We start from the raw sequence: 21,814 nt of genomic DNA, 5'->3' as shown, positions 1-21,814 counted from the left end.
TCTTCAGGGGACGCCGGGTGAATCGACCTGGCGGAGCGAGCAACGGGCGCGACGGCCGCGCAGCGCCGCACCCGGCCTCGCCCGCCGACGCACGCACGGACGCCCAGCTCCAGGGCGACGTCGAGCGGGTGCTCGCCCGCGAGCTCGCTGCAGAGCCGGACGCCGGTTCGACCAGCCCCTCGCCGCTGTCCACCGCGCGCATCGTCGACTGGATCAAGGACTACGGCTACTCCTACTTCATCGACTCCGACGGCGACGTCGGCGGACTGTGGCACTCGCGCCTCTTCTACTTCCTCCTCTTCGGTCCCGAGCGAGAGATACTCCAGGTCCGCGGTCAGTGGAACCGGGAGATCACGATCGATCGCGTCGAAGAGGTGCTCGAGTTCTGCAACGAGTGGAACACCGACCGGATCTGGCCCAAGGCGTACTTCCGCGTTCGTGACAACGGGATGATCCAGGTCTACGGCGAGGTCGCGGTCGACCTCGAGCACGGCGCGAGCGACGACCAGCTCGACCAGGTGCTCGCGTGCGGGCTGAGCACCGGCGCCATGCTGTTCGACGCGCTCGACGAGATGTACCGCGACCCTGCCGGGGTGACACCGTGACGTCGTCCCAGCGAGCCACGTGGTTCAACCGGATCCTCGGCGCGCGTCCGGGAGCGCCGCGACGTGCCGAGCCGGAGGCACCCGTCGAGGTGCCGAGCACGATCACCCGGGACCGCGTCGGTGCCTACCTCCACCAGCGGGGCTACAGCTACCGGTTCGACGACGACGGAGACATCACCGGCACGTGGGACGGGAACCGCTTCTGGTTCCTCCTGCTCGGCCCCGGCGAAGAGATCCTTCAGGTGCGCGGCCGCTGGCACCGCACGCTCCCACCCGCAGGACGCATGTCGACGCTCCAGACGATCAACGACTGGAACAGGGAACGGATCTGGCCGAAGGCCTACGTCCGGGCCGAGGCGACCGGGCTCTCCCTGTACACGGAGGTCTCCGTCGACTTCTCCCCCGGCGCGACGGACGACCAGCTCCACCAGATGGTGGCGTGCGGTCTGGGAACAGCGGTCCAGCTCTTCGCCTCGGTGTCGGCGATGCTTCCGCCAGAGGCGAAAGAGGAGCCGGACGAGGACCTCGACGGCTCTGACGACTAGCACGAGCACCCTCCGGACAGCGCGGACCGTGTCGCACGGCCTCGACCGCGCAGTCCGCCTCAGCCGCGTCTGACGGCAGGGATGCCGAGGACGACAGGACCGGCACCGGTCGGTGCGCTCGACCCGTGCGAGTGGCTCTCACCGTCGAGTCCGAGACGGGCACGCTCGCGTGCTACCCATGCGTCTCCGGCACGGGTGCGGCGTACCGCGTAGACCCGTGCGGCACCGTCGACGCCGAGAGCCGAGTCCGCGACGAGGTGGTACGGCGCGGAGCGCGTCACGCGGACGGTCACCACGTCCCCGGGCCGGGGCACTCGCGGATCGAGCGTGTCCGACAGCCTGTCGTCGCCCGGACCGTCCTCGCGGAGGGGTGCCACGTCGGACGGCATCGCCAGGTGGACCAACCTGTTGTCGGCGGCGCGGCCGGTGAGCCGGTGGCTCGCGCCGTCCTTGCGTCCGGCGCCCTCGGTGACGAGGACCTCGACGGTGCGGCCGACCTGCGCTGCGCTCTCCTCCCCCGAGATGCGGTCCTGCAAGGCCATGAGCCGTTCGTAGCGCTCCTGCACGACGTCGCGGGGCACCTGGTCGTCGAGCGTCGCTGCCGGCGTGCCCGGCCGTGGTGAGTACTGGAAGGTGAAAGCCGACGCGAAGCGCGACGCCTCGACGACGCGGAGGGTCTCGGCGAAGTCGGCCTCGGTCTCTCCAGGGAAGCCGACGATGAGGTCGGTCGTGATCGCCGCGTCGGGCATCGCCGACCGGACGCGGTCGAGGATCCCGAGGAACTTCTCGGCACGGTAGGACCGCCGCATCGCGCGCAGTATCCGGTCCGACCCCGACTGGAGCGGCATGTGGAGCTGAGGCATGACGTTCGGGGTGCTCGCCATCGCCTCGATGACGTCGTCCGTGAAGGCGGCAGGGTGCGGGCTGGTGAAGCGGACGCGCTCGAGCCCCTCGATCGCGCCGCAGGCCCGGAGGAGCTTCGCGAACGCGCCGCGGTCGCCGAACTCGACGCCGTAGCTGTTGACGTTCTGCCCGAGCAGCGTCACCTCGATCGCGCCCTGCGCGACGAGCGCCTCGACCTCGGCGAGGACCTGGCCGGGCCGCCGGTCGCGCTCCTTGCCCCGCAGGTGGGGCACGATGCAGAAGGTGCACGTGTTGTTGCACCCGACGCTGATCGAGACCCAGCCCGCGTACACGGACTCGCGCTTCGTCGGGAGGGTGGAGGGGAAGACCTGGAGGGACTCGGCGATCTCGACCTGCGCAGCCTGGTTGTGGCGGGCACGCTCGAGAAGGACAGGCAGGGCGTCGAGGTTGTGCGTCCCGAAGACGACGTCGACCCACGGGGCCTTCTCGACGATCACCTCGCGGTCCTTCTGCGCGAGGCACCCACCGACGGCGATCTGCATCCCGTCGCGGCGTGACTTGATCGACGCCAGCTGCCCGAGGTTGCCGTAGAGCTTGGTCGCCGCGTTCTCGCGGACCGCACACGTGTTGACGACCACGACGTCGGCCTCGAAGCGGGCCTCGTCCTGAGGCGCGGCCCGGCGGTAGCCCGCCTGCTCGAGCATCCCGGCCATGTGCTCGGAGTCGTGGACGTTCATCTGGCACCCGAGGGTGCGGACCGCGTACGTCCGCACGGGGCCACCGCCGTCGACGGCAGGAGCCGGTGCGGGGCCGTCGTCCGGCAGGGTCGGGAGCAGGTTCGTGGACATCGCTCCAAGGATACGGCCGGCACGTCGGACGCCAGCGCCGCACTCGTGCACACTTACATGACGAGTTCGTTGCCCGACCGTTACCACTGGCGATGGCGTCCGAAACATTCGTGACCTAGGTTCAGGGGATGGACGACACTTCACGTTCGACGCACGATGCCGGGCAATCGACCCTCGTGCGCCTCACGGACGTCAACAAGCACTTCGGTGCCCTCCACGTGCTCAAGGACATCAACCTGTCGATCGAGCGCGGAGAGGTGCTCGTGGTCATCGGGCCGTCGGGCTCCGGCAAGTCGACGCTGTGCCGGGCCATCAACCGCCTCGAGACGATCGACTCCGGGACCATCGAGGTCGACGGCAAGCGCCTCCCCGAGGAAGGTAAGGCGTTGGCCTCGCTCCGGGCGGACGTCGGGATGGTGTTCCAGTCGTTCAACCTCTTCGCGCACAAGACCATCCTGGAGAACATCACCCTGGGACCGATCAAGGTCAAGGGCATGAAGCCCCACGCCGCCAAGGAGCTCGGCATGTCGCTCCTCGAGCGCGTCGGTGTCGAGTCGCAGGCGCAGAAGATGCCCGCGCAGCTCTCGGGCGGCCAGCAGCAGCGCGTCGCGATCGCCCGAGCGCTCGCCATGCAGCCCAAGGTCATGCTCTTCGACGAGCCCACCTCGGCCCTCGACCCGGAGATGATCAACGAAGTCCTCGACGTCATGGTCGGTCTCGCCAAGGACGGCATGACGATGGTGGTCGTCACCCATGAGATGGGCTTCGCCCGCAAGGCCGCGCACCGTGTCGTCTTCATGGCTGACGGTCAGATCGTCGAAGAAGCCGATCCGGAGACGTTCTTCACCGCTCCGACGTCGACACGAGCCCAGGACTTCCTCTCGAAGATCCTCACCCACTGACCCACAGCTCTCTCACGTCATCCGCACCCACCGAAGGAGATCATTCCGATGCGAACTCGCAGAACCGCTCTTGCTGCCATCGTCGCAGCATCCGCACTGCTGCTGTCTGCGTGCGGCGACGACTCGGACGACGGGCCTCCCGTCGAGTCGGTCGATGCAGAGTCCTTCCCTGAGGGCAGCACGATGGCACGCCTCTCCGAGGCCGGTGCGATCACGGTCGGCACGAAGTTCGACCAGCCGCTCTTCGGACTCCAGGGACCCGACGGCACCCCGGTCGGCTTCGACGTCGAGATCGCCATGATCATCGCCGGCGAGCTCGGGATCGAGCCGGAGAACATCGAGTGGATCGAAACCGTCTCCGCCAACCGCGAGCCGTTCCTCCAGGACGGCCAGGTCGACATCGTCGTGGCGACGTACACGATCAACGACACCCGCAAAGAGGTCGTCGACTTCGCCGGACCGTACTACCTCGCTGGTCAGTCCCTCATGGTCCGGGCCGACGACGACTCGATCACGGGCCCGGACGACCTGGCAGGCAAGAAGGTCTGCTCGGTCGACGGCTCGACCCCTGCGGGAAACATCGCCGAGAACTACCCCGAGGCCGAGCTCGTGCTCTTCGCGGCGTACACCGACTGCCTCGACCCGCTGCGCAACGGACAGGTCGACGCCGTCTCGACGGACAACGTCATCCTCGCCGGGTACGTCGACGAGAGCCCGGAGGACTTCGTCATCGCGGGTGACCAGTTCACCGACGAGCCCTACGGCATCGGCGTGATGAAGGGCGATGACGAGTTCCGCGACTGGATCAACGACGTCCTCGAAGAGGCGTACGAGGACGGTCGCTGGGCCGAAGCCTGGGAGTCCACCGCCGGCGAGGTCCTCGACACGCCGGAGCCCCCGGCCGTCGACCGCTACTGAGCGAACGCCCGGACAACGTGTCCGGGCGACCGTACGCGGGCGGCGCGCTCCTGCGCCGCCCGCGTCACCGCCTTGAGCGCCCTCTGCGCCGAGGCCCCCACCGACCCGTGAGAGGAGACTGATGGACGCGGTCCTGGAGTCCCTGCCGCAGTACTGGACCGGCTTCCAGATGACGCTGTTCCTCGCTGTCGTCTCCGGTGCCCTCTCCCTCGTCCTCGGCACCGTCCTGGCGGCTCTGCGGGTCGCCCCTCTGAAGTCGTTGCGCGTCTTCGCCAGCATCTACGTGGAGATCGCGCGCAACACACCGTTGACGCTCGTCTTCATCTTCGTCGTGTTCGTGCTGCCGACCCTGGGTCTCATCTTCCCGCTCGGGCGCATACCTGCTGTCATCGCGCTCACCGCCTACACGTCAGCCTTCGTGTGCGAGGCCGTCCGCTCGGGGATCAACAGCGTCGGGGTGGGGCAGGCCGAGGCAGCCCGCGCGATCGGACTGGGCACCGTGGCGACGCTGCGACTCATCGTCCTGCCCCAGGCACTGCGGACAGTCGTCCCGCCGCTCATCAACGTGCTCATCGCCCTGACGAAGAACACGTCCGTCGCTGCCGGCTTCACCGTGGTCGAGCTCACCTCCACCGGTCGGGGCCTCGCTCGCGACAACCCGTCGGACGTCCTCATGCTTCTCGGCGGCGTCGCGGTCTTCTACCTCGTCATCACCATCCCAGCCGGTCTCATCGCCAGCGCCGTCGAGCGAAAGGTGGTGTTCAGCCGATGAGCGGCAGCGTTCTCTACGATGCACCCGGACCCCGTGCACGCATGCTCGAGCGCTGGGGATCCGCGATCTTCGGCCTCGTCATCCTCGGTCTGCTCGCATGGCTCGTATCGAGCCTCGCCGCCCGCGGGATCTTCGACGACCGATGGGCCGTGTACACCGACCCGCCCAAGCAGCAGACAGCGGAAGACGTCTGGAGCTCGCTGCTCCTCACGGGTCTCGGCGCGACGCTGCGTGCGGCCGTCGTGGCTGCACCCCTGGCTCTGGTCCTGGCCCTGACGCTCGCGATCCTCCGGACGTCGACGGTCACCGTCGTCCGGCGCCTCGCCATCGCCGTCATCGAGCTCCTGCGCGGGATGCCCGTCCTGCTCATGATGCTCTTCGGTCTCCTCGGTTTCGGCCTGTCGTCCTTCCAGGCCGTCGTCTTCGGCCTCGCGCTCTACAACGCCGCCATCGTCGCCGAGATCCTGCGCGCCGGACTCAGCGCGCTCCCCCGCGGTCAGGCCGAAGCGGGCACGGCGCTCGGCCTCACGCGATGGCAGACCCTGCGGATGATCCAGCTCCCGCAGGTCGTCCGCCTCATGCTCCCGAGCCTCATCAGCCAGTTCGTCGTGCTCCTCAAGGACAGCTCGCTCGGCTTCATCATCGGCTATCCCGAGCTCTTGAGCGTCATGAAGAACAACTACAGCTTCTTCGGGAACGACTCCCGTCTCCCGCTCTTCATCGCTGTCGTCCTCATCTACCTTGCCGTCAACCTGACGCTCACGCGGGTCGCTGTCTTCGTCGAGAAGCGTTTCTCGGCCCGGGGGCAGAAGATGAAGCAGGTCGTCGTCGCTGGTGGTGCCGTCTAGCGCTTGGCGTCAGACGCAACCCGGTCACCAGACACAGCCGGGTCACGCGGTCGGTGGTGCCCGATCGTGTGACCTCAGCCTGCGGTCGCGGTGGCGCGGAGCTCGCGGACGACGGTGATCGCGATCTCCCCCGGGTAGTCGAGGTCTCGCTCGATGTGTGCTGCGATGGCTGTCGCGAGACCGTCGAGCTCCGCGTCGTCGACCTCTGACGGTTCCACCACGACGCGCACCTCGTGACCCGATGCCATCGCCAGCACGCGTCGGACCCCTGGGTGGCCCGCGACGAGCGCCTCGAGCCGCTCCATCCGTTCGACGTAGCGGTCGAGGTCGTCGCGCCGTGCGCCGGGCCGTGCCGCGGAGCTGGCATCGGCGGCCTGGACGAGGACGGCCTCGACGGACTGGGCGTCCACCTCGCCGTGGTGGGCAGCGATCGCGTTGACGACGACGCTGCTCTCACCGGACCGCTCCGCGAGCAACGCGCCGAGGGTGGCGTGCGAGCCGCTCGCCGCACCGGTGAAGCCCTTGCCGATGTCGTGCAGGAAGCCCGCACGCCGCGCGATGTCGACGTCAGCGCCGATCTCGGCCGCCATCGCGGCGGCGACGAGCGCGGTCTCGACGCTGTGCCGCAGGACGTTCTGGGCGTACGACGTGCGCAGCCGCAGCCGGCCCATGGACTCGATGAGCTCGGGGCTGAGACGTTGGACGCCTGCCTCGACTGCGGCATCGTGCCCGGCCGAGACCGTGCGGCTCGCCGCGCCGGCCACTGCCTCGGCGTACGCGGCCTCGATCCGTTGCGGCTGGATGCGGCCGTCCTCGATGAGCAGCCGCATGGTCACCTCGGCGAGCGCGCGGCGCTCGGGGTCGAAGGAGGACAGCTGGACGGACCCGGAGTCGTCCTCGAGGATGACGTTGACGCCGGTCACTGCCTCGAAGGTCCTGATGTTCCGACCTTCCTTGCCGATGATGCGTCCACGCATCTCCTCGGACGGCAGGGGCAGGGCGACGACCGCGATCTGCGAGCTGGTGGCCACGGCCAGGCGTTGGACGGATGTCGCGACGATGCGCCGGGCACGCTCGTCGGCGTGCTGCCGCGCCGTCGCCTCGATGCGACGCACCCGGGTCGAGGCGTCGTGGACGGCCTGGTCGCGGAGCTCGTCGACGAGGCGTGCGCACGCGTCCTCGCGGCTGAGGCCGGCTGTCGACTCGAGCTGCGCGAGCATCTGCGCGCGCAGCCGCCGTATCTCGTCGGAGGACTCCCGCTGCTGCTTCTCCGTGTCGAGCACGAGTGCTTCGGCCCGCTCTGTCGCTGCCTCGGCACGTCGCCGCTGGTCTGCGACGTCTCGTTCGGTCTCCCGCGCCTCCTCGAGGCGTTGGCGGGACTCGGCCTCGCGGCGCTTGACCTCGGCACGCAGCTCCGCGACATCCTCGGCGGCCTGCTCGCGGACGGCGCTCGCTTCCCGCCGAGCGACCTGGACGAGAAGGAGAGCGACGAGCGACGCCCCCAGGAGCGCCAGGAGGATCCCGAGGTCTTGAATGGTCACGCGATGCCACCTGTCGTCGTGCGAACCGCCACAGCGGACACACGCCACGACGAGATCTAGCACCTCATCATCCCCGACGGTGCGGGGCGCGGCTCTGATCAACACACCTGAGCCTGACGCGTGCGGGACCGGGACACGCAGCGGAGCGCCGTGCGTGCTGCCGGTCCCGTCGGTCGAGCGTCCGTCAGAGGTCGTCCGCCCACGGGACCTCGAGATCGCCGTTCGACTCCCGGTCGGGGTGGTCGGCCGCCTCGTCCGCGAGTGCCTGCTGGATGCTCGCCATCGCCACTCCCGGACCGTACCCCTTGCGGGCCAGCGCACCCATCGCGCGGCGCACTCTCACATCCCGTTCGAGGTTCTCGGTCCGGCGGAGCCGCGCGCGTGCGAGGTCGAGCGCGGCTGCTGCTTCGTCGTCGGAGTCGACCTGGCTCAAGGCACGTTCGGCGGTGTCAGGCGCGATGCCCTTGCGGTTCAGCTCGTGGGAGATCGCGCGCCGGGATTGGTGGCGCTCGGAGAACCGGGCGCGGACGATGCGTGCCGCGTAGTCCTCGTCGTCGACGAGCCCGACCTCCTCGAAACGATCAAGGAGCTCGAGCGCAACGTGCTCGTCGATCCCCTTGCGCGCGAGGCTGGCCTCGAGCTGCGAGCGGCTCTTCGGGGCGGCTGCGAGGATGCGGAGCACGATGGACCGCGCCTTCTCCTGCTGCTCGAGGTGCGACAGCGCAGGGACCGCGGGCGACTCCTCTTCCCCAGGAGACATCTCGCCACGCGGTCCCGTTGCTGTCTGTGGTCGGCGACCGGTCAGAAGTCGACCTTCTTGCTCTTCGCCGCCGAGACCTTGGCAGGCGTCTCAGCCTTGGCGGGTGCCTCGGCCTTCGCGGGCGCTCCGGCGGCGGGTGCGGCAGCATCGCCCGCCGCTCCGACGCCGAGCTTCTCCTTGATGCGTCGCTCGAGCTCGTTGGCGAGGTCGGGGTTGTCGCGCAGGAACCCGCGCGAGTTCTCCTTGCCCTGGCCCAGCTGGTCGCCGTCGTAGGTGAACCACGAGCCGGACTTGCGGACGAAGCCGTGCTCCACGCCCATGTCGATGAGTCCACCTTCGCGGGAGATGCCGACGCCGTAGAGGATGTCGAACTCCGCCTGCTTGAAGGGGGGGGCCATCTTGTTCTTGACGACCTTGACCCTCGTGCGGTTACCGACCGGCTCGGTACCCTCCTTGAGGGTCTCGATGCGGCGGATGTCGAGGCGGATGGAGGCGTAGAACTTCAGCGCCTTGCCTCCGGTCGTGGTCTCCGGGGATCCGAAGAAGACACCGATCTTCTCGCGCAGCTGGTTGATGAAGATCGCCGTGGTGTTCGACTGGCTGAGCGCGCCGGTGATCTTGCGGAGAGCCTGGGACATGAGGCGGGCCTGGAGGCCGACGTGGCTGTCACCCATCTCGCCCTCGATCTCGGCCTTGGGCACGAGTGCGGCGACCGAGTCGATGACGACGACGTCGATGGCACCGGAGCGGATGAGCATGTCCATGATCTCGAGCGCCTGCTCTCCCGTGTCCGGCTGGGACACGAGGAGGGCGTCGGTGTCGACGCCGAGCTTCTTGGCGTACTCGGGGTCGAGGGCGTGCTCGGCGTCGATGAAGGCGGCGATGCCGCCGGCACGCTGCGCGTTGGCGACGGCGTGGAGCGCGAGGGTCGTCTTTCCGCTCGACTCGGGGCCGTAGATCTCGACGACGCGCCCCCGCGGGAGCCCACCGATGCCGAGAGCGACGTCCAGCGCGATCGATCCCGTCGGGATGATCTCGGCGGGTGCGCGGATCTCGTCTCCGAGGCGCATGACCGATCCCTTGCCGAAGTTGCGGTCGATCTGGGCGAGAGCCGCCTCGAGGGCCTTCTCGCGGTCTGCTGGTGCGGCCATGGTTGTCACCTCAATGTCGGGAGCGGTTGCCGCTCGCTGTCGTGCCTCGTTGTCTCGTTCCAGGACGCTACGGGGAACCACTGACATCGCGTCCGCGCCTCGTCCGACCTGTGCACGGAACAACGTCCGAGCGATCTGTGCACAACACTACCCGAACACGTGTTCGATCGGCGAGCATGATCCCGCGTGTCGGGGGACCGGCCGGACACCGGTAGCGGCACCGGCACTCACCGAGGGCTCGTCACCGCGGGGGCGGCGCCTGCCGGTGCTCGTCGTGGCCCCAGCGATGTCGGTCCGGGACGTCCATCGCGTCGCAGAGGGCGTGCCACACCGTCCTCGGCTCCACGCCCGCCTCGATCGCCTGCTCGGCCGTCCGGTCGTCGAGGGCACTGAGGACCTGGTCGGACGCGAGCGTCCGACCGTACGCACGGCCGAAGACCTCGTCCACCAGATCCCAGAACTCTCGATATCGCACGGTCAAGAGTCGCACGACCAGCCGTTGTCGGTCGCACCGGTGAGAATGGTCGGGTGTCCCGACGAGCCGACCTCCCCGATGCACCGACGTCCAGCGCGCTCGGCCGCTTCGGCGACGCCACCCAGAGCTGGTTCACCGGTGCGTTCGAGCAGCCGACGGCCGCGCAGTCGGGAGCCTGGACTGCGGTGTCGTCGGGCCATCACGCGCTCGTGGTCGCCCCGACCGGCTCGGGCAAGACGCTCGCTGCGTTCCTCTGGGCGCTCGACGCCCTGCTCGACCCGGAGCGTCCGGAGGCCGAACCGGCCGCGAGGTGCCGGGTGCTCTACGTCTCCCCGCTCAAGGCCCTCGCGGCCGACGTCGAGCGCAACCTGCGCTCACCTCTCACGGGTATCCGCCAGGCGGCCGCCCGCCTCGGCACACCCGTCCGGGACGTCGAGGTCGGGACCCGCACCGGTGACACCCCTGCCGCGGAGCGTCGTCGCTTCGGCACGCGGCCGCCGGACATCCTCATCACGACGCCGGAGTCGCTCTATCTCATCCTCACCTCCGCAGCCCGCGCCGGCCTGAGCGGCGTCGAGACCGTCATCCTCGACGAGATCCACGCCGTCGCGGGGACCAAGCGTGGCGCTCACCTGGCCGTGTCTCTCGAACGCCTCGACACGCTGACGACGGCTCCGGTCCAGCGGATCGGCCTCTCCGCTACCGTGACGCCCGTCGACGCCGTGGCGAGCTTCCTCGCCGGGAACCGTGCGGTGGCGGACGGGGGCCGGCCGGTCGACGTCGTCCAGCCACCGGCGAGCAAGCGCATCGAGGTCGACGTGGTCGTCCCCGTCCCAGACCTCGCCGACCTGCGCGGGGCAGGGGCCACGAGCACGCCCAGCCAGCACCCCCTCGACGCCGCGCCCGGCGGCCCGGACCTCACCGGACAGGGCGGCGGGCGCCCGGCGCGTCCGTCGGTGTGGCCGCACGTCGAGGAACGGGTGGTCGACCTCGTGGCCGCGCACCGCTCGACGCTCGTGTTCACCAACTCGCGCCGAGGCGCCGAGCGGTTGACGTCCCGGATGAACGAGGTGTGGGCCGAGCGCCACGGGGAGGACCTGGACGAACCGGGCGAACGGCACGTCGCCGAGATCCAGGCACAGTCGGGCGCCTCGGCCGGAGCCGTACCTCTCCTCGCACGCGCCCACCACGGCTCGATGAGCCGCACCGAGAGGACGCACACCGAGACCGAGCTCAAGGAGGGGCGGCTCCCGGCCGTCGTCTCCACCTCATCGCTCGAGCTCGGCATCGACATGGGATCGATCGACCTCGTCGTCCAGATCGGAGCGCCCCCGTCGGTCGCGAGCGGGCTCCAGCGGGTCGGTCGCGCCGGTCACCAGGTCGGGGCGGTGTCCCGAGGCGTCGTCTTCCCGATGCACCGTGGGGACCTCGTACCCTCGACCGTCATCGCTGAGCGGATGCGGGCGGGGCAGATCGAGAGCCTGGCCGTCCTGCGCAACCCGCTCGACGTCCTCGCCCAGCACATCGTGGCGATGGTCGCCGTCGAGGACTGGGGCGTCGACGAGCTCGCCGCCGTCGTCCGGCGGTCCGCCCCGTTCGAGACCCTCGGGCGCGGGACGCTGCACGCCGTGCTGGACATGCTCTCGGGTCGCTACCCGAGCGAGGACTTCGGCGAGCTCCGCGCGCGCGTGGTGTGGGACCGCGTGACCGACCGGCTCTCCGCCCGGCCCGGCGCGCTCCGCCTCGCGGTCACGAGCGGCGGCACCATCCCGGACCGAGGTCTCTACGGCGTGTTCCTCGCGTCGGGGAGCGAGGCAGACGCCGACGCTCCGGGCCGCGGCGCTCACCGCGGCGGCAAACGGGTGGGAGAGCTCGACGAGGAGATGGTGTACGAGTCGCGGGTCGGCGACACGTTCACCCTCGGGTCGAGCACGTGGCGGATCGAGGACATCACGCACGACCGCGTGCTCGTCTCGCCGGCGCCAGGAGTCCCGGGCCGCCTGCCCTTCTGGAAGGGCGACTCCCCCGGCCGACCGGTCGAGCTGGGGCGCGCCATCGGTGCGTGGTTGCGGGCCGCGGGCGAGCTCGTCGCCGCTCCTGCCGCGGCACCCGCGGGCGCGGGCCGCAGCACCGACCCACAGGTCGGGACGAGCCCGTGGGCCGGCCTGGACCCGTGGGCAGCCGACAATCTCCGCGCGTACCTCACCGAGCAGGTCGCAGCCACGGGTGTGCTTCCGGACGACCGCACCGTGCTCGTCGAACGCTTCCGGGACGAGCTGGGCGACTGGCGCATCGTCATCCACTCGCCTTTCGGCGCCAAGGTGCACGCACCGTGGGCGCTCGTGCTCGCCGGTCGCATCCGGGAGCGTTTCGGCATCGATGCCGCGACGATGCACTCGGACGACGGGATCGTCCTGCGCCTGCCGGACGTCGGCGACTACACCGACCTGCGTCGGTCCTCCTTCGCTCCCGGCTCGACGTCGGACGACGAGGGCAGCGACTCCGTGGACCTGGGCGACCTCCTCATCGACCCGGAGGACGTCACCGCCGCCGTCCAGGCCGAGCTCGGTCAGTCTGCACTCTTCGGGGCGCGGTTCCGTGAGGCGGCGTCACGAGCCCTCCTCCTGCCCCGACGGAGCCCCGACCGCCGTCAGCCGCTCTGGCAGCAGCGCCAGCGGTCCGCGCAGCTCCTCAGCGTCGCCGCCGACTATCCCGACTTCCCCATCGTCCTCGAGGCGGTGCGGGAGTGCCTCCAGGACGAGTTCGACGTCCAGTCCCTCGTCTCGCTCATGCGGGACCTGGAGTCGGGCACCATCCGGATCCTCGAGGTGACGACCCCGACCCCCTCACCTTTCGCCCAGTCGCTCCTCTTCGGCTACACCGCCCAGTTCATCTACGACGGCGACGCCCCGCTCGCCGAGCGGCGCGCGGCAGCCCTGACCCTCGACCCCGAGCTGCTCGCCGAGCTCCTGGGCCACGAGGGCAGCTCCCAGATCGCGGACCTGCTGGACCCGGACGCCGTCGTGCGGACGGAGCACGAGCTCGCGTGGCTCACCGACGACCGCCGCGCGCGCCACGGTGAGGACGTGTGGGAGCTGCTCCGCCGGCTCGGCCCCCTGACGCTCGAGGACATCGCCGTGCGGACCCTCGAGGACTCGCGCGACGCCGTGCCCGGGTGGCTCGCGGAGCTCGAGCGGTCCCGGCGCGTCATCCAGGTCCGCCTCGCCGGTGTCGAGCCCTCAGGCCGATGGGCCGCGATCGAGGACGCCGGACGACTGCGGGACGCGCTCGGCGTGGCGCTCCCCGTCGGCGTGCCCGAGACGTTCACCGAGCTCCTGCCCGACCCCCTCGGCGACCTCGTCCGGCGGTACGCGCGCACGCACGGACCGTTCACCGTTCGCGACCTCGCCGAGCACTATGGCCTGGGCACCGCCGTCGTCGCGGACGTGCTCGCGCGCCACGTCGCCCGCGGGTCCGTCGTCACCGGTCGGCTGAGGCCCGACGCGCTCGGCGGAGCAGGGGTGGACTTCTGCGATGCCGAGGTGCTGCGCACGCTCCGTCGGCGCTCCCTCGCAGCGCTGCGCTCAGAGGTCGAACCTGTCCCTCAGGAGGCGCTCGGCGTCTTCCTCCCCCGCTGGCAGTCGGTCGGCGGGCTGCGAGGTGTCGACGGCCTCTACCGCGTGGTCGAGCAGCTCGCTGGTGCGGGGCTCCCCGCGTCGATCCTCGAGACGCAGATCCTCCCCTCACGGGTCACCGACTACTCCCCCGCCATGCTCGACGAGCTGACCACCGCGGGCGAGGTGATCTGGTGCGGGCACCACGCGGTCCCCGGATCACGCGGCAGCCAGGACGGGATCATCAGCCTCCACCTCGCAGAGACCGCTCCTCTCACCCTCCCGCTCCCCGACGACGCCCTCGGGCACGGTCCGGGCTCGCTCCATGCCCTCGTCCTCACGGCCCTCACCGGGGGCGGCGGGTACTTCCTCCCCCAGCTGGCGGCCGTCGTGGGTGGGGCGGTCAACGACGTCCTCGACGCGCTGTGGGACCTCGTGTGGGAGGGCAGGATCACGAACGACGGCGTCGGCCCCCTCCGGGCGCGGCTCGGTCAGCGGACGGTCACACCGCGCGCCCGGTCCGTGGCGCGGCCGGGCCGCATGGGCCGTCGACCCCGCCTGACGGCGCTGCCGTCACCGGGCACCGGCTCGTCGATCCGGGCCGCCGACGCCGGCGGTGGCGGCAGGTGGTCGGCGCTGCCCGAGCGGGACACGGACCCCGTCCGCCGGACGCACGCCCTCGCCTCCGTCCTCCTCGACCGGCACGGTGTCCTGTCCAGGGCGGTCGCCTCGGCGGAGAACGTCTCGTCGCGCTACGGAGACATCTACCGGGTGCTCGCAACCCTCGAGAACGCGGGTCAGGTACGCCGAGGCTACTTCGTCGAGCACCTCGGTGGATCACAGTTCGCTCTCCCCGGAGCCGTCGACCTGCTCCGTGCTGTCGACGGCGAGAGCAGCCGGAACGCGCCCCGCGCAGCCACACCGGTCGCGACGTGCCTGGCCGCCACCGACCCGGCCAACCCGTACGGTGCCGCGGTCGCCTGGCCGTTGCCGAGCGCGATGGCAGGTCCCGACGACCCAGCGCGGGACGCGGCTGCACCGAGGTCGACCAGCGGCACCGTCGGGGCGACGCACCGACCGGGCCGGAAGGTCGGCGCACAGGTGGTGCTCGTCGACGGTGAGCTCGTCCTCTTCCTCGAACGCTCCGGCCGGAGCCTCGTGAGCTTCACGAACGATCCACAACGGCTCGGGCACGCAGCGCGGTCCCTCGCAGAGGCGTTCGCCGCCGGGACGCTCGGCCGGTCCCACATCCGTCGGATCGACGGGCAGGACGCTCTGCTCGGGGCGTCGGGCATCGACCGACCGGCGACGCTGTCCGCGCTGCTCGAGGCCGGGTTCTCGGCGACGCCGTCAGGCGTGCGTTGGTCGCCCACCCGCACCGGTACGCCGCCGGTGACACGGTCCTCACGAGCGACGGGCGGGACCGGTGCCTGAGGGAGACACCGTGCTGCTCACGGCCCGCAGGCTCGACGCCGCGCTCAGCGGTCGGACGCTCGACCGCGCGGAGCTCCGCTGGCCGCGCGTCCCGGTCGGTGACCTCGCCGGGCTCGTCGTGGTCGAGACGCGCGCCTACGGCAAGCACCTGCTCACCCGGTTCGACGACGGTCGGACGCTCCACACCCACCTGCGCATGGACGGGAGCTGGAGGGTGGCCCGTACCGGAACGCCCGGGGCCTCCGCACGCGGCGCGTTCGTCCGGGCGGTGCTCGCGAACGACACGTGGACGTGCATCGGGCACCGGCTCGGCATGCTCGACCTCGTCCGTACCCGGGACGAGCACCAGCTCGTCGGGCACCTCGGTCCCGACATCCTCGCGGACGACTTCACCGAGCATCTCGAGCGGCTCGTGCCCGACGGCACCGTGGCGGAGCCGTTCGCCGGTCGCCTGGTCGGCGAGCTCCTCCTCGACCAGACGTTCGTCGCAGGCATCGGGACGCTCTTCGCCTGTGAAGGGCTCTTCCGGCTGGAGATGTGGCCCTGGGCTGCAGCACGCGACGTAGACGTCAGCACGCTGCTGCTGGTGATCCGCCGGCACATGCTCCGTGGCGTCACCGCACCGGTCGACGGGCGCCAGGTCAAGGTCCACGCACGTGCCGGTCGCCCGTGCGCGCGCTGCCGGACGCCCCTCGCCCGCGGCACCGTCGGGAGCGCGCCGACCGATCGACCGATGTTCTACTGCCCCAGCTGTCAGACGCCAGACCTCGGCTGAGGACACGAGCGGAGGCCGGCACGGGACCCGAGCCGGACGCTCGAAGGCCCGGCGTCACGTCGTGACGCCGGGCCTTCGAGCTGAACACCTACGGACGCATCATCCGACCGGCTGGAGCGAACCCGCCGGGTGGCGCATGCCACGCTCGGGGCGGGCACGACCCATGACGGCGAAGTCCGCCGGCAGAGTGTCCGGGATGAGGAGGCCCTCAGCGACCGCGATGCGGTCGCTGACCTCGCGAAGGATCAGAGACAGCGGCACGTCGAGAGCCTCGCAGATCGATCCCAGAAGCTCTGACGAGGCTTCCTTCTGTCCACGCTCGACCTCGCTCAGATACCCGAGCGAGACCCGCGCGGCCGAGGACACCTCACGGAGCGTCCGCCCCTGCCGTTGACGAGCATCTCGCAGTACGTCCCCGATCTCTCGGCGTAGTACAACCATGTGGCGACCTCCTCCCGTGTCCTGAACTTCATGTGTCGTGGTGACCGCATCACCTCGAGGGCCACGCAAGGCCCTCGATGCAGTGAGGTCCGTCCTACCGTACCTTGCTTGACCTACGGATCGCTTGCTCGATCCGCTCGATGCACCAGATCTTGACCTGGTCGTCACATCCACGGGCCGTCCTGGCGCCTGCTTCATCATCACACCGTCTTCAACGACGACCGGTGCGGCGTTGTTCCCACGGCCGTTCATCGGAGCACCCTCTCGAGGAGTGCCAGCGCCGCGACCACGCTCCCGTCGCGAACCGCTGCACGGTCACCGGGGATCTCGTGTCGCTCCGCCACCGTCTCAGCACCTCCGCGGCACACCGCGACGTAGACGGTGCCCGGGGGTTGGCCGTCCTGCGCGTCCGGTCCGGCGACCCCGGTCGTCGCGACACCGACGTCAGCACCCAGCCGAGCACTCACGCCCCGGGCCATCTGACGGGCGACGTCCGGGTCGACAGCTCCCCGCTCTGCCAGCAGCTCGACGTCCACACCGAGCAGACTGTGCTTGAGATCAGTCGCGTACGCGACGACACCACCGCGCACGACTCGCGACGCACCCGGGACCGCGACGAGCTCGGCGACGAGCAGCCCCCCGGTCAACGACTCCGCGACGCCGAGCGAGAGGCCCGAGCGCTCGAGCAGCCCGAGGACCCGGGCGGCGCTGCCGTGCATCAGACCCCGTCGTCCGTGACGGCGTCGGCACGCGGCGCGGGGCGCCCCGGTGTCCCGCCGGCGGCGCGCGCGTCGCGACGCACCTGCCAGCCCTTGACCGCATAGTCGACGCCGGTCACGAGCGTGACCGCGAGCGCCGCTGCCATGGCCGCCGCGCCGAGCCATCCCAGCACGGCGGGGAGCTCGTCGAGCGGGAGGAGATAGATGGCGATGGCGACCGACTGCAGGACGGTCTTGAGCTTTCCGCCGCGTGAGGCGGGCATGACGGCGTAGCGAAGGATGAAGAAGCGCATGATCGTGATGGCCGCCTCGCGCACGAGGATGAGCACCGTCACCCACCACCAGACGTCGCCCAGCACCGACAGGAGGACGAGCGCGGTGCCGATGAGCACCTTGTCGGCGATGGGGTCGAGGATCTTGCCGAGGTTGGTGACCATGTCGTTCTTGCGTGCGAGGTAGCCGTCGAGGCGGTCCGTCGCCGCGGCGAGGACGAAGATCCCTGCTGCGACGAGCCGCCAGGTGACGGTGTGCCCACCGTCAGCGAGCAGCGCCCACGCGAAGAAGGGGACCAGCGCGATCCGGAGCATCGTCACGATGTTGGCAGAGTTCCACGGAGACGCAGGAGATGAGGTCACACCTCAAGCCTATGCGCTCGGGTCAGCGGACAGGTCCGCTCCAGCCGTCGTCCTCGGTGTCCGCGCTGTCGTGGTAGTCCACGGCCTCTGGCGGCATGTTCGCAGAGAGGTCCTCGTACGGGCTCTCGGGTGCGGCGGAGGAGGGCGCGGGCGTCCCGCGGAGCATCGCGAGCGTTCCCGGAAGGTCGTCGGGCTGGACCATGACCTCTCGCGCCTTGGACCCCTCGGACGGGCCGACGATCTCACGTGACTCGAGGAGGTCCATGAGCCGCCCCGCCTTGGCGAACCCGACTCGGAGCTTGCGCTGCAACATCGACGTGGAGCCGAACTGCGTCGTGACGACGAGCTCTGCCGCCTGCAGCAGCAGGTCGAGGTCGTCACCGATGTCGTCGTCGACCTGCTTCTTTGCCGCGGTCTGCGCGACGTCCTGCCGGTAGACCGGCTTGAGCTGGGCCTTGACGTGCTCGACGACCGCGTGCACCTCGCTCTCTCCGACCCAGGCCCCCTGGACGCGGATCGGCTTCGACGCACCCATCGGCAGGAAGAGGGCGTCGCCCTGACCGATGAGCTTCTCCGCACCTGCCTGGTCGAGAACGACGCGTGAGTCGGCGAGGGACGAGGTGGCGAACGCGAGGCGCGATGGCACGTTGGCCTTGATGAGGCCGGTGACGACGTCGACGCTGGGCCGTTGCGTCGCGAGGACCAGGTGGATTCCCGCAGCCCTGGCGAGCTGCGTGATCCGCTGGATCGACGCCTCGACGTCTCGAGGGGCGACCATCATGAGGTCGGCGAGCTCGTCGACCACGACGAGCAGGTACGGGTACGTGGCGATCTTGCGTTCGGACCCGGGCAAGGGCTTGACCTTGCCTGCACGAACGGCGGTGTTGAAGTCGTCGATGTGCTTGTACCCGAAGAGCGCGAGGTCGTCGTAGCGCGCGTCCATCTCGCGGACCACCCACTCGAGGGCCTCGGCGGCCTTCTTCGGGTTGGTGATGATCGGGGTGATGAGGTGAGGGATGCCCTCGTAGATGGTCAGCTCGACCCGCTTGGGGTCGACGAGCACCATGCGCACCTCGTCGGGCGTGGAGCGCATGAGGATCGACGTGATCATCGAGTTGACGAAGCTCGACTTGCCCGCGCCGGTGGCGCCCGCGACGAGGATGTGCGGCATCTTCGCCAGGTTGGCCACGACGTAGCCGCCCTCGACGTCCTTGCCGACACCGATGATCATCGGGTGCTCGCTGCGCAGCGCGACGGCGGAGCGCAGGACGTCACCGAGGACGACGGTCTCGCGATCGGTGTTCGGGATCTCGATGCCGATCGCGGACTTGCCCGGGATCGGCGAGAGGATGCGGACGTCTGCGCTCGCTACGGCGTAGGCGATGTTCTTGCTCAGTGCCGTGACGCGCTCGACCTTGATCCCCGAGCCGACCTCGACCTCGTAGCGAGTGACCGTGGGCCCGCGGCTGAAGCCGGTGACCTTGGCGGCGATGTCGAACTGGTCGAAGACTCCGGTGAGGGCTTCGACGACACGGTCGTTGGCTGCCGAGCGCACCTTGTGGGGCGCGCCCTTGACGAGCAGGTCCTCGCCGGGCAGGACGTAGACGGTGTCGCCGTCGAGCATGGGCTGCTCGCCTCGGGGGACGCGGGTCGTCGGCGGGGCCGGCAACGGACGCATGGGGGCGGTCGGGGCGACGACAGGTGGCTCGGCGGTCGGGTCGGCGACGCCGAGGATCTCCGTGAGCGGGTCGGTCGGTGGAGCGATCGCGGCGTCCTGTCCGGTCTCGAGCATCTCGCGCTCGAGGGCGGCAGCGCGCTCGAAGGCCTCGTCGCCGACGTATCCGCCCTCGAGGCGCTCTGTCGCCGCGTCGTCCGCCGCGCGTTCGGCGCGGGACTTGCGCGGCGACCTCACGCGCCGTCGTGGCGTCGGCGTCGCCTCGTCCGTGCCGTCGTGGCGGAGCACGCCCTCAGCGAGGTCGAGGTCTTCAGGGTCGGCCTCGAGCGCGGCCTTCTCTCCTGGTTCGTGACCGGTCAACCGGTTGTAGACACCGCCGAGCCGCTCGGGGATGGCGTGGACGGGCGTCTTGGTGACCACGAGCAGTCCGAAGAAGGCCAGGAGCACGAGGAGCGGGATGGCGACCCAGGTGCTCAGGCCGGCCGCGAGCGGGTGGCCGACGAGGTATCCGACGATCCCCCCGGCGTCACGGAGCCCTTCGTACCCGTCCGACGGCTGCGGGCGACCTGAGGCGATGTGGACGATGCTGCAGACGGCGACCGTCATGGCACTGAGGCCGATCGTCACCCGCGAGTTCGCCTGCTCGCGGTCGGGGTGGCGCATGAGCCGCACGGCGAGAGCGAGAAGGATGAGCGGGACGGCGACGGCGACCTCGCCGAACGTCCCTGCCGCGACGACGTGGATCGCCTCGGCCGTCGCTCCGTCCACCCCCCACCACTCTCGGGCCGCCACGACGAGCGCGAGGGCGAGGAGAAGGAAGGCGATGCCGTCCCGTCGGTGGGCAGGGTCGAGCTCTCGCGCGTCTCGACCGATCCTCCGTGCTGTCCCACCCACGAGGTGCGCCACTCCCATCCACATGCTCTTGACCAGCCTGATCGGCCATGGCTTCGTCGTCGGGACGGGCTTCTTCGTCGTGCTCGCCTTGGTCGTGCTGGCCGCGCGACCGCGCGCCGGCGGACCGGGGCGCTTGGTGGAGGTCGCACGGGTAGCCATGATCACAATCTAGCCCGGCACGAGCAGCGATCCGCGGATTGCGTCGGAGCGTGTCCGCCGTCCGGACGACCGATGGACCGGCAGCGTCGCTGCCGGTCCATCGGTGAAGCGTGCCTCACACGACCATCACTGGGTCGCGAAGTAGCCCTCGTAGTCGTCCTTGAAGTCGCCCCAGGCGGACACGCGCCACACTCCGCCGGCGACCTGCGCCGTCGGGACCGTCACACAGACGTTCCCGGCAGCCGTGCCGTCGGTGTAGAGCTCCTGGCCGTTGTCGAGCTCGTTCGGAAGCTCGACGTAGTTGCAGTTGTCGTCGTACGTGGTGCCGTTCGCGCCGACGAAGACCCAGTCGAGGTCGTAGAGGTCCTCACGGTCGGGGCCGTTGTAGGTGAGCGTCACCGGTGCCATGACGTACACCGAGTCGGCCGGCGGGGCGTAGTTGTCGATGGAGTACGAGCTGAGGCCGGGCGAGATCTCGGCCCAGGCGTCAAGGTTGGAAGCAGCCATCGAGACGGTCCAGTTGAAGATCTCGGCCGTCTCGTTCGGCGCCAGCGGTGCGGCACGCGTGCCGTTGTCCGACGTCGAGCCGGTGGGCTCCTCGGTCGGCTCGTCCGACTCCTCCTCCGTGGGCTCGTCGGTCGGCTCGTCCGACTCCTCCTCCGTGGGCTCGTCGGTCGGGTCCTCCGACTCCTTCTCGGTCGGCTCGGCGGTCGGGTCGTCCTTCTTCTCGTCGTCGCCGCCGATGACGCCGGTCGCGAAGAGGACACCGAAGATGGCAAGGAGAGCCACGACACCGATGATCACGGGGATGAGCCATGCCTTGGGCTTGGACCCGGGTCCGCCGGGAGCGCCGCCCGCGGCGTTGGGCTGCCAGCCACCGGGAGCGCCGGGGCCACCGAAACCGGGAGCCTGCGGGCCGCCCTGCGGCGGCGGTCCACCGAACGCACCGCCGGGGAACACAGCCGTCTGGTTCGGGTCGCTCGGGCTGGCGCTGCCCGTGGCCGCGAAGGCCTGGGTCGGAGCGCCCTGGTCGGTCCCGGAGAAGCGGGAGACGTCCCCCGGAGCTCCAGCCTGCGGAGCGCCGGGCACGTCACCTGCGGGGGCCGAGTCGTCGAGCCAGAGCTGCCATCCGGGAGGAGCGGCAGGCCAGGAGGGGTCCGGGTTCCACCCGGGCGGCGGCGTCCAGCCCTCCGGAGCGGGCGGCCATCCGGGCGGTGGGTTGAAACGTGCAGCCATGAC

At 70.3% G+C, this 21,814-nt stretch carries 18 protein-coding genes; 8 read left to right on the top strand and 10 right to left on the bottom strand.

Features of this window, described 5'->3' with window-relative positions; all coding sequences use genetic code 11:
• Positions 1–17: 17 nt before the first annotated feature.
• Both ABKW26_RS10775 and ABKW26_RS10770 read left to right on the top strand, forming a co-directional pair.
• Positions 18–605, top strand: a complete 588-nt coding sequence (locus tag ABKW26_RS10775) for a YbjN domain-containing protein (RefSeq protein WP_348593545.1) — start codon at positions 18–20, stop codon at positions 603–605.
• Positions 602–1,150 (top strand): YbjN domain-containing protein, encoded by a 549-nt coding sequence (locus ABKW26_RS10770; protein WP_348593543.1) that lies wholly within the window; start codon positions 602–604, stop codon positions 1,148–1,150. Before ABKW26_RS10775 ends, ABKW26_RS10770 begins: the two co-directional genes overlap by 4 nt.
• Positions 1,151–1,209: 59 nt before the next feature.
• On the opposite strand, the gene miaB is transcribed toward ABKW26_RS10770, so the two are convergent.
• The gene (miaB, locus tag ABKW26_RS10765) at positions 1,210–2,862 is read right to left on the bottom strand and encodes a tRNA (N6-isopentenyl adenosine(37)-C2)-methylthiotransferase MiaB (RefSeq protein ID WP_348593542.1); all 1,653 of its coding nucleotides are present in this window, start codon (positions 2,860–2,862) and stop codon (positions 1,210–1,212) included.
• 128 nt (positions 2,863–2,990) lie between these two features.
• On the opposite strand from miaB, the gene ABKW26_RS10760 reads away from it, so the two are divergent.
• The 4 genes from ABKW26_RS10760 to ABKW26_RS10745 all read left to right on the top strand — a co-directional run bounded on the left by ABKW26_RS10760 (position 2,991) and on the right by ABKW26_RS10745 (position 6,302).
• Positions 2,991–3,764: an amino acid ABC transporter ATP-binding protein gene (locus ABKW26_RS10760; protein WP_348593540.1), complete on the top strand. Its 774-nt coding sequence runs from the start codon at positions 2,991–2,993 to the stop codon at positions 3,762–3,764.
• A 48-nt stretch (positions 3,765–3,812) separates the two neighbouring features.
• Positions 3,813–4,682: a glutamate ABC transporter substrate-binding protein gene (locus ABKW26_RS10755; protein WP_348593539.1), complete on the top strand. Its 870-nt coding sequence runs from the start codon at positions 3,813–3,815 to the stop codon at positions 4,680–4,682.
• A 121-nt stretch (positions 4,683–4,803) separates the two neighbouring features.
• Positions 4,804–5,454 (top strand): amino acid ABC transporter permease, encoded by a 651-nt coding sequence (locus tag ABKW26_RS10750; RefSeq protein ID WP_348593537.1) that lies wholly within the window; start codon positions 4,804–4,806, stop codon positions 5,452–5,454.
• Positions 5,451–6,302 (top strand): ABC transporter permease subunit, encoded by an 852-nt coding sequence (locus ABKW26_RS10745; RefSeq protein ID WP_348593535.1) that lies wholly within the window; start codon positions 5,451–5,453, stop codon positions 6,300–6,302. The genes ABKW26_RS10750 and ABKW26_RS10745 overlap by 4 nt, the downstream gene beginning before the upstream one ends.
• Before the next feature lie 74 nt (positions 6,303–6,376).
• Here the strand turns inward: ABKW26_RS10745 and rny are convergent, their stop codons facing one another.
• The 4 genes from rny to ABKW26_RS10725 all read right to left on the bottom strand — a co-directional run bounded on the left by rny (position 6,377) and on the right by ABKW26_RS10725 (position 10,229).
• Positions 6,377–7,843: a ribonuclease Y gene (gene rny, locus ABKW26_RS10740; RefSeq protein ID WP_348593533.1), complete on the bottom strand. Its 1,467-nt coding sequence runs from the start codon at positions 7,841–7,843 to the stop codon at positions 6,377–6,379.
• A 184-nt stretch (positions 7,844–8,027) separates the two neighbouring features.
• The gene (locus ABKW26_RS10735; RefSeq protein WP_348593531.1) at positions 8,028–8,603 is read right to left on the bottom strand and encodes a regulatory protein RecX; all 576 of its coding nucleotides are present in this window, start codon (positions 8,601–8,603) and stop codon (positions 8,028–8,030) included.
• Positions 8,604–8,644: 41 nt separating this feature from the next.
• The gene (recA, locus tag ABKW26_RS10730; RefSeq protein ID WP_348593529.1) at positions 8,645–9,754 is read right to left on the bottom strand and encodes a recombinase RecA; all 1,110 of its coding nucleotides are present in this window, start codon (positions 9,752–9,754) and stop codon (positions 8,645–8,647) included.
• Between the two features lie 241 nt (positions 9,755–9,995).
• Positions 9,996–10,229: a DUF3046 domain-containing protein gene (locus tag ABKW26_RS10725; protein ID WP_348593527.1), complete on the bottom strand. Its 234-nt coding sequence runs from the start codon at positions 10,227–10,229 to the stop codon at positions 9,996–9,998.
• A 53-nt stretch (positions 10,230–10,282) separates the two neighbouring features.
• Between ABKW26_RS10725 and ABKW26_RS10720 the strand changes: the two genes are divergently transcribed.
• Together ABKW26_RS10720 and ABKW26_RS10715 are read left to right on the top strand one after the other, a co-directional pair.
• A complete protein-coding gene (locus tag ABKW26_RS10720; protein ID WP_348593525.1) occupies positions 10,283–15,277 on the top strand; it encodes an ATP-dependent helicase in 4,995 nt (1,664 codons plus the stop codon).
• The gene (locus ABKW26_RS10715) at positions 15,270–16,052 is read left to right on the top strand and encodes a DNA-formamidopyrimidine glycosylase family protein (RefSeq protein WP_348593524.1); all 783 of its coding nucleotides are present in this window, start codon (positions 15,270–15,272) and stop codon (positions 16,050–16,052) included. The genes ABKW26_RS10720 and ABKW26_RS10715 overlap by 8 nt, the downstream gene beginning before the upstream one ends.
• 99 nt (positions 16,053–16,151) lie before the next feature.
• Here the strand turns inward: ABKW26_RS10715 and ABKW26_RS10710 are convergent, their stop codons facing one another.
• The 5 genes from ABKW26_RS10710 to ABKW26_RS10690 all read right to left on the bottom strand — a co-directional run bounded on the left by ABKW26_RS10710 (position 16,152) and on the right by ABKW26_RS10690 (position 21,811).
• Complete coding sequence (locus ABKW26_RS10710) at positions 16,152–16,493, bottom strand: helix-turn-helix transcriptional regulator (protein WP_348593523.1); 342 nt, start codon at positions 16,491–16,493, stop codon at positions 16,152–16,154.
• 248 nt (positions 16,494–16,741) lie between these two features.
• A complete protein-coding gene (locus ABKW26_RS10705; RefSeq protein WP_348593521.1) occupies positions 16,742–17,212 on the bottom strand; it encodes a nicotinamide-nucleotide amidohydrolase family protein in 471 nt (156 codons plus the stop codon).
• Complete coding sequence (gene pgsA, locus ABKW26_RS10700) at positions 17,212–17,847, bottom strand: CDP-diacylglycerol--glycerol-3-phosphate 3-phosphatidyltransferase (RefSeq protein ID WP_348593519.1); 636 nt, start codon at positions 17,845–17,847, stop codon at positions 17,212–17,214. The genes ABKW26_RS10705 and pgsA overlap by 1 nt, the downstream gene beginning before the upstream one ends.
• Positions 17,848–17,869: 22 nt before the next feature.
• Complete coding sequence (locus ABKW26_RS10695) at positions 17,870–20,434, bottom strand: DNA translocase FtsK (protein WP_348593565.1); 2,565 nt, start codon at positions 20,432–20,434, stop codon at positions 17,870–17,872.
• Positions 20,435–20,701: 267 nt separating this feature from the next.
• Positions 20,702–21,811, bottom strand: coding sequence for a hypothetical protein (locus ABKW26_RS10690; RefSeq protein ID WP_348593518.1), 1,110 nt, complete (start codon positions 21,809–21,811; stop codon positions 20,702–20,704).
• Positions 21,812–21,814 lie beyond the last annotated feature (3 nt).

Origin of the sequence: Sanguibacter sp. 25GB23B1, assembly GCF_040012415.1 — a bacterium.
In the GTDB taxonomy this organism is placed as follows: domain Bacteria; phylum Actinomycetota; class Actinomycetes; order Actinomycetales; family Cellulomonadaceae; genus Sanguibacter.
Note: the sequence above shows the minus strand (reverse complement) of the source record. Positions and strands in the feature narration are given on the sequence as shown.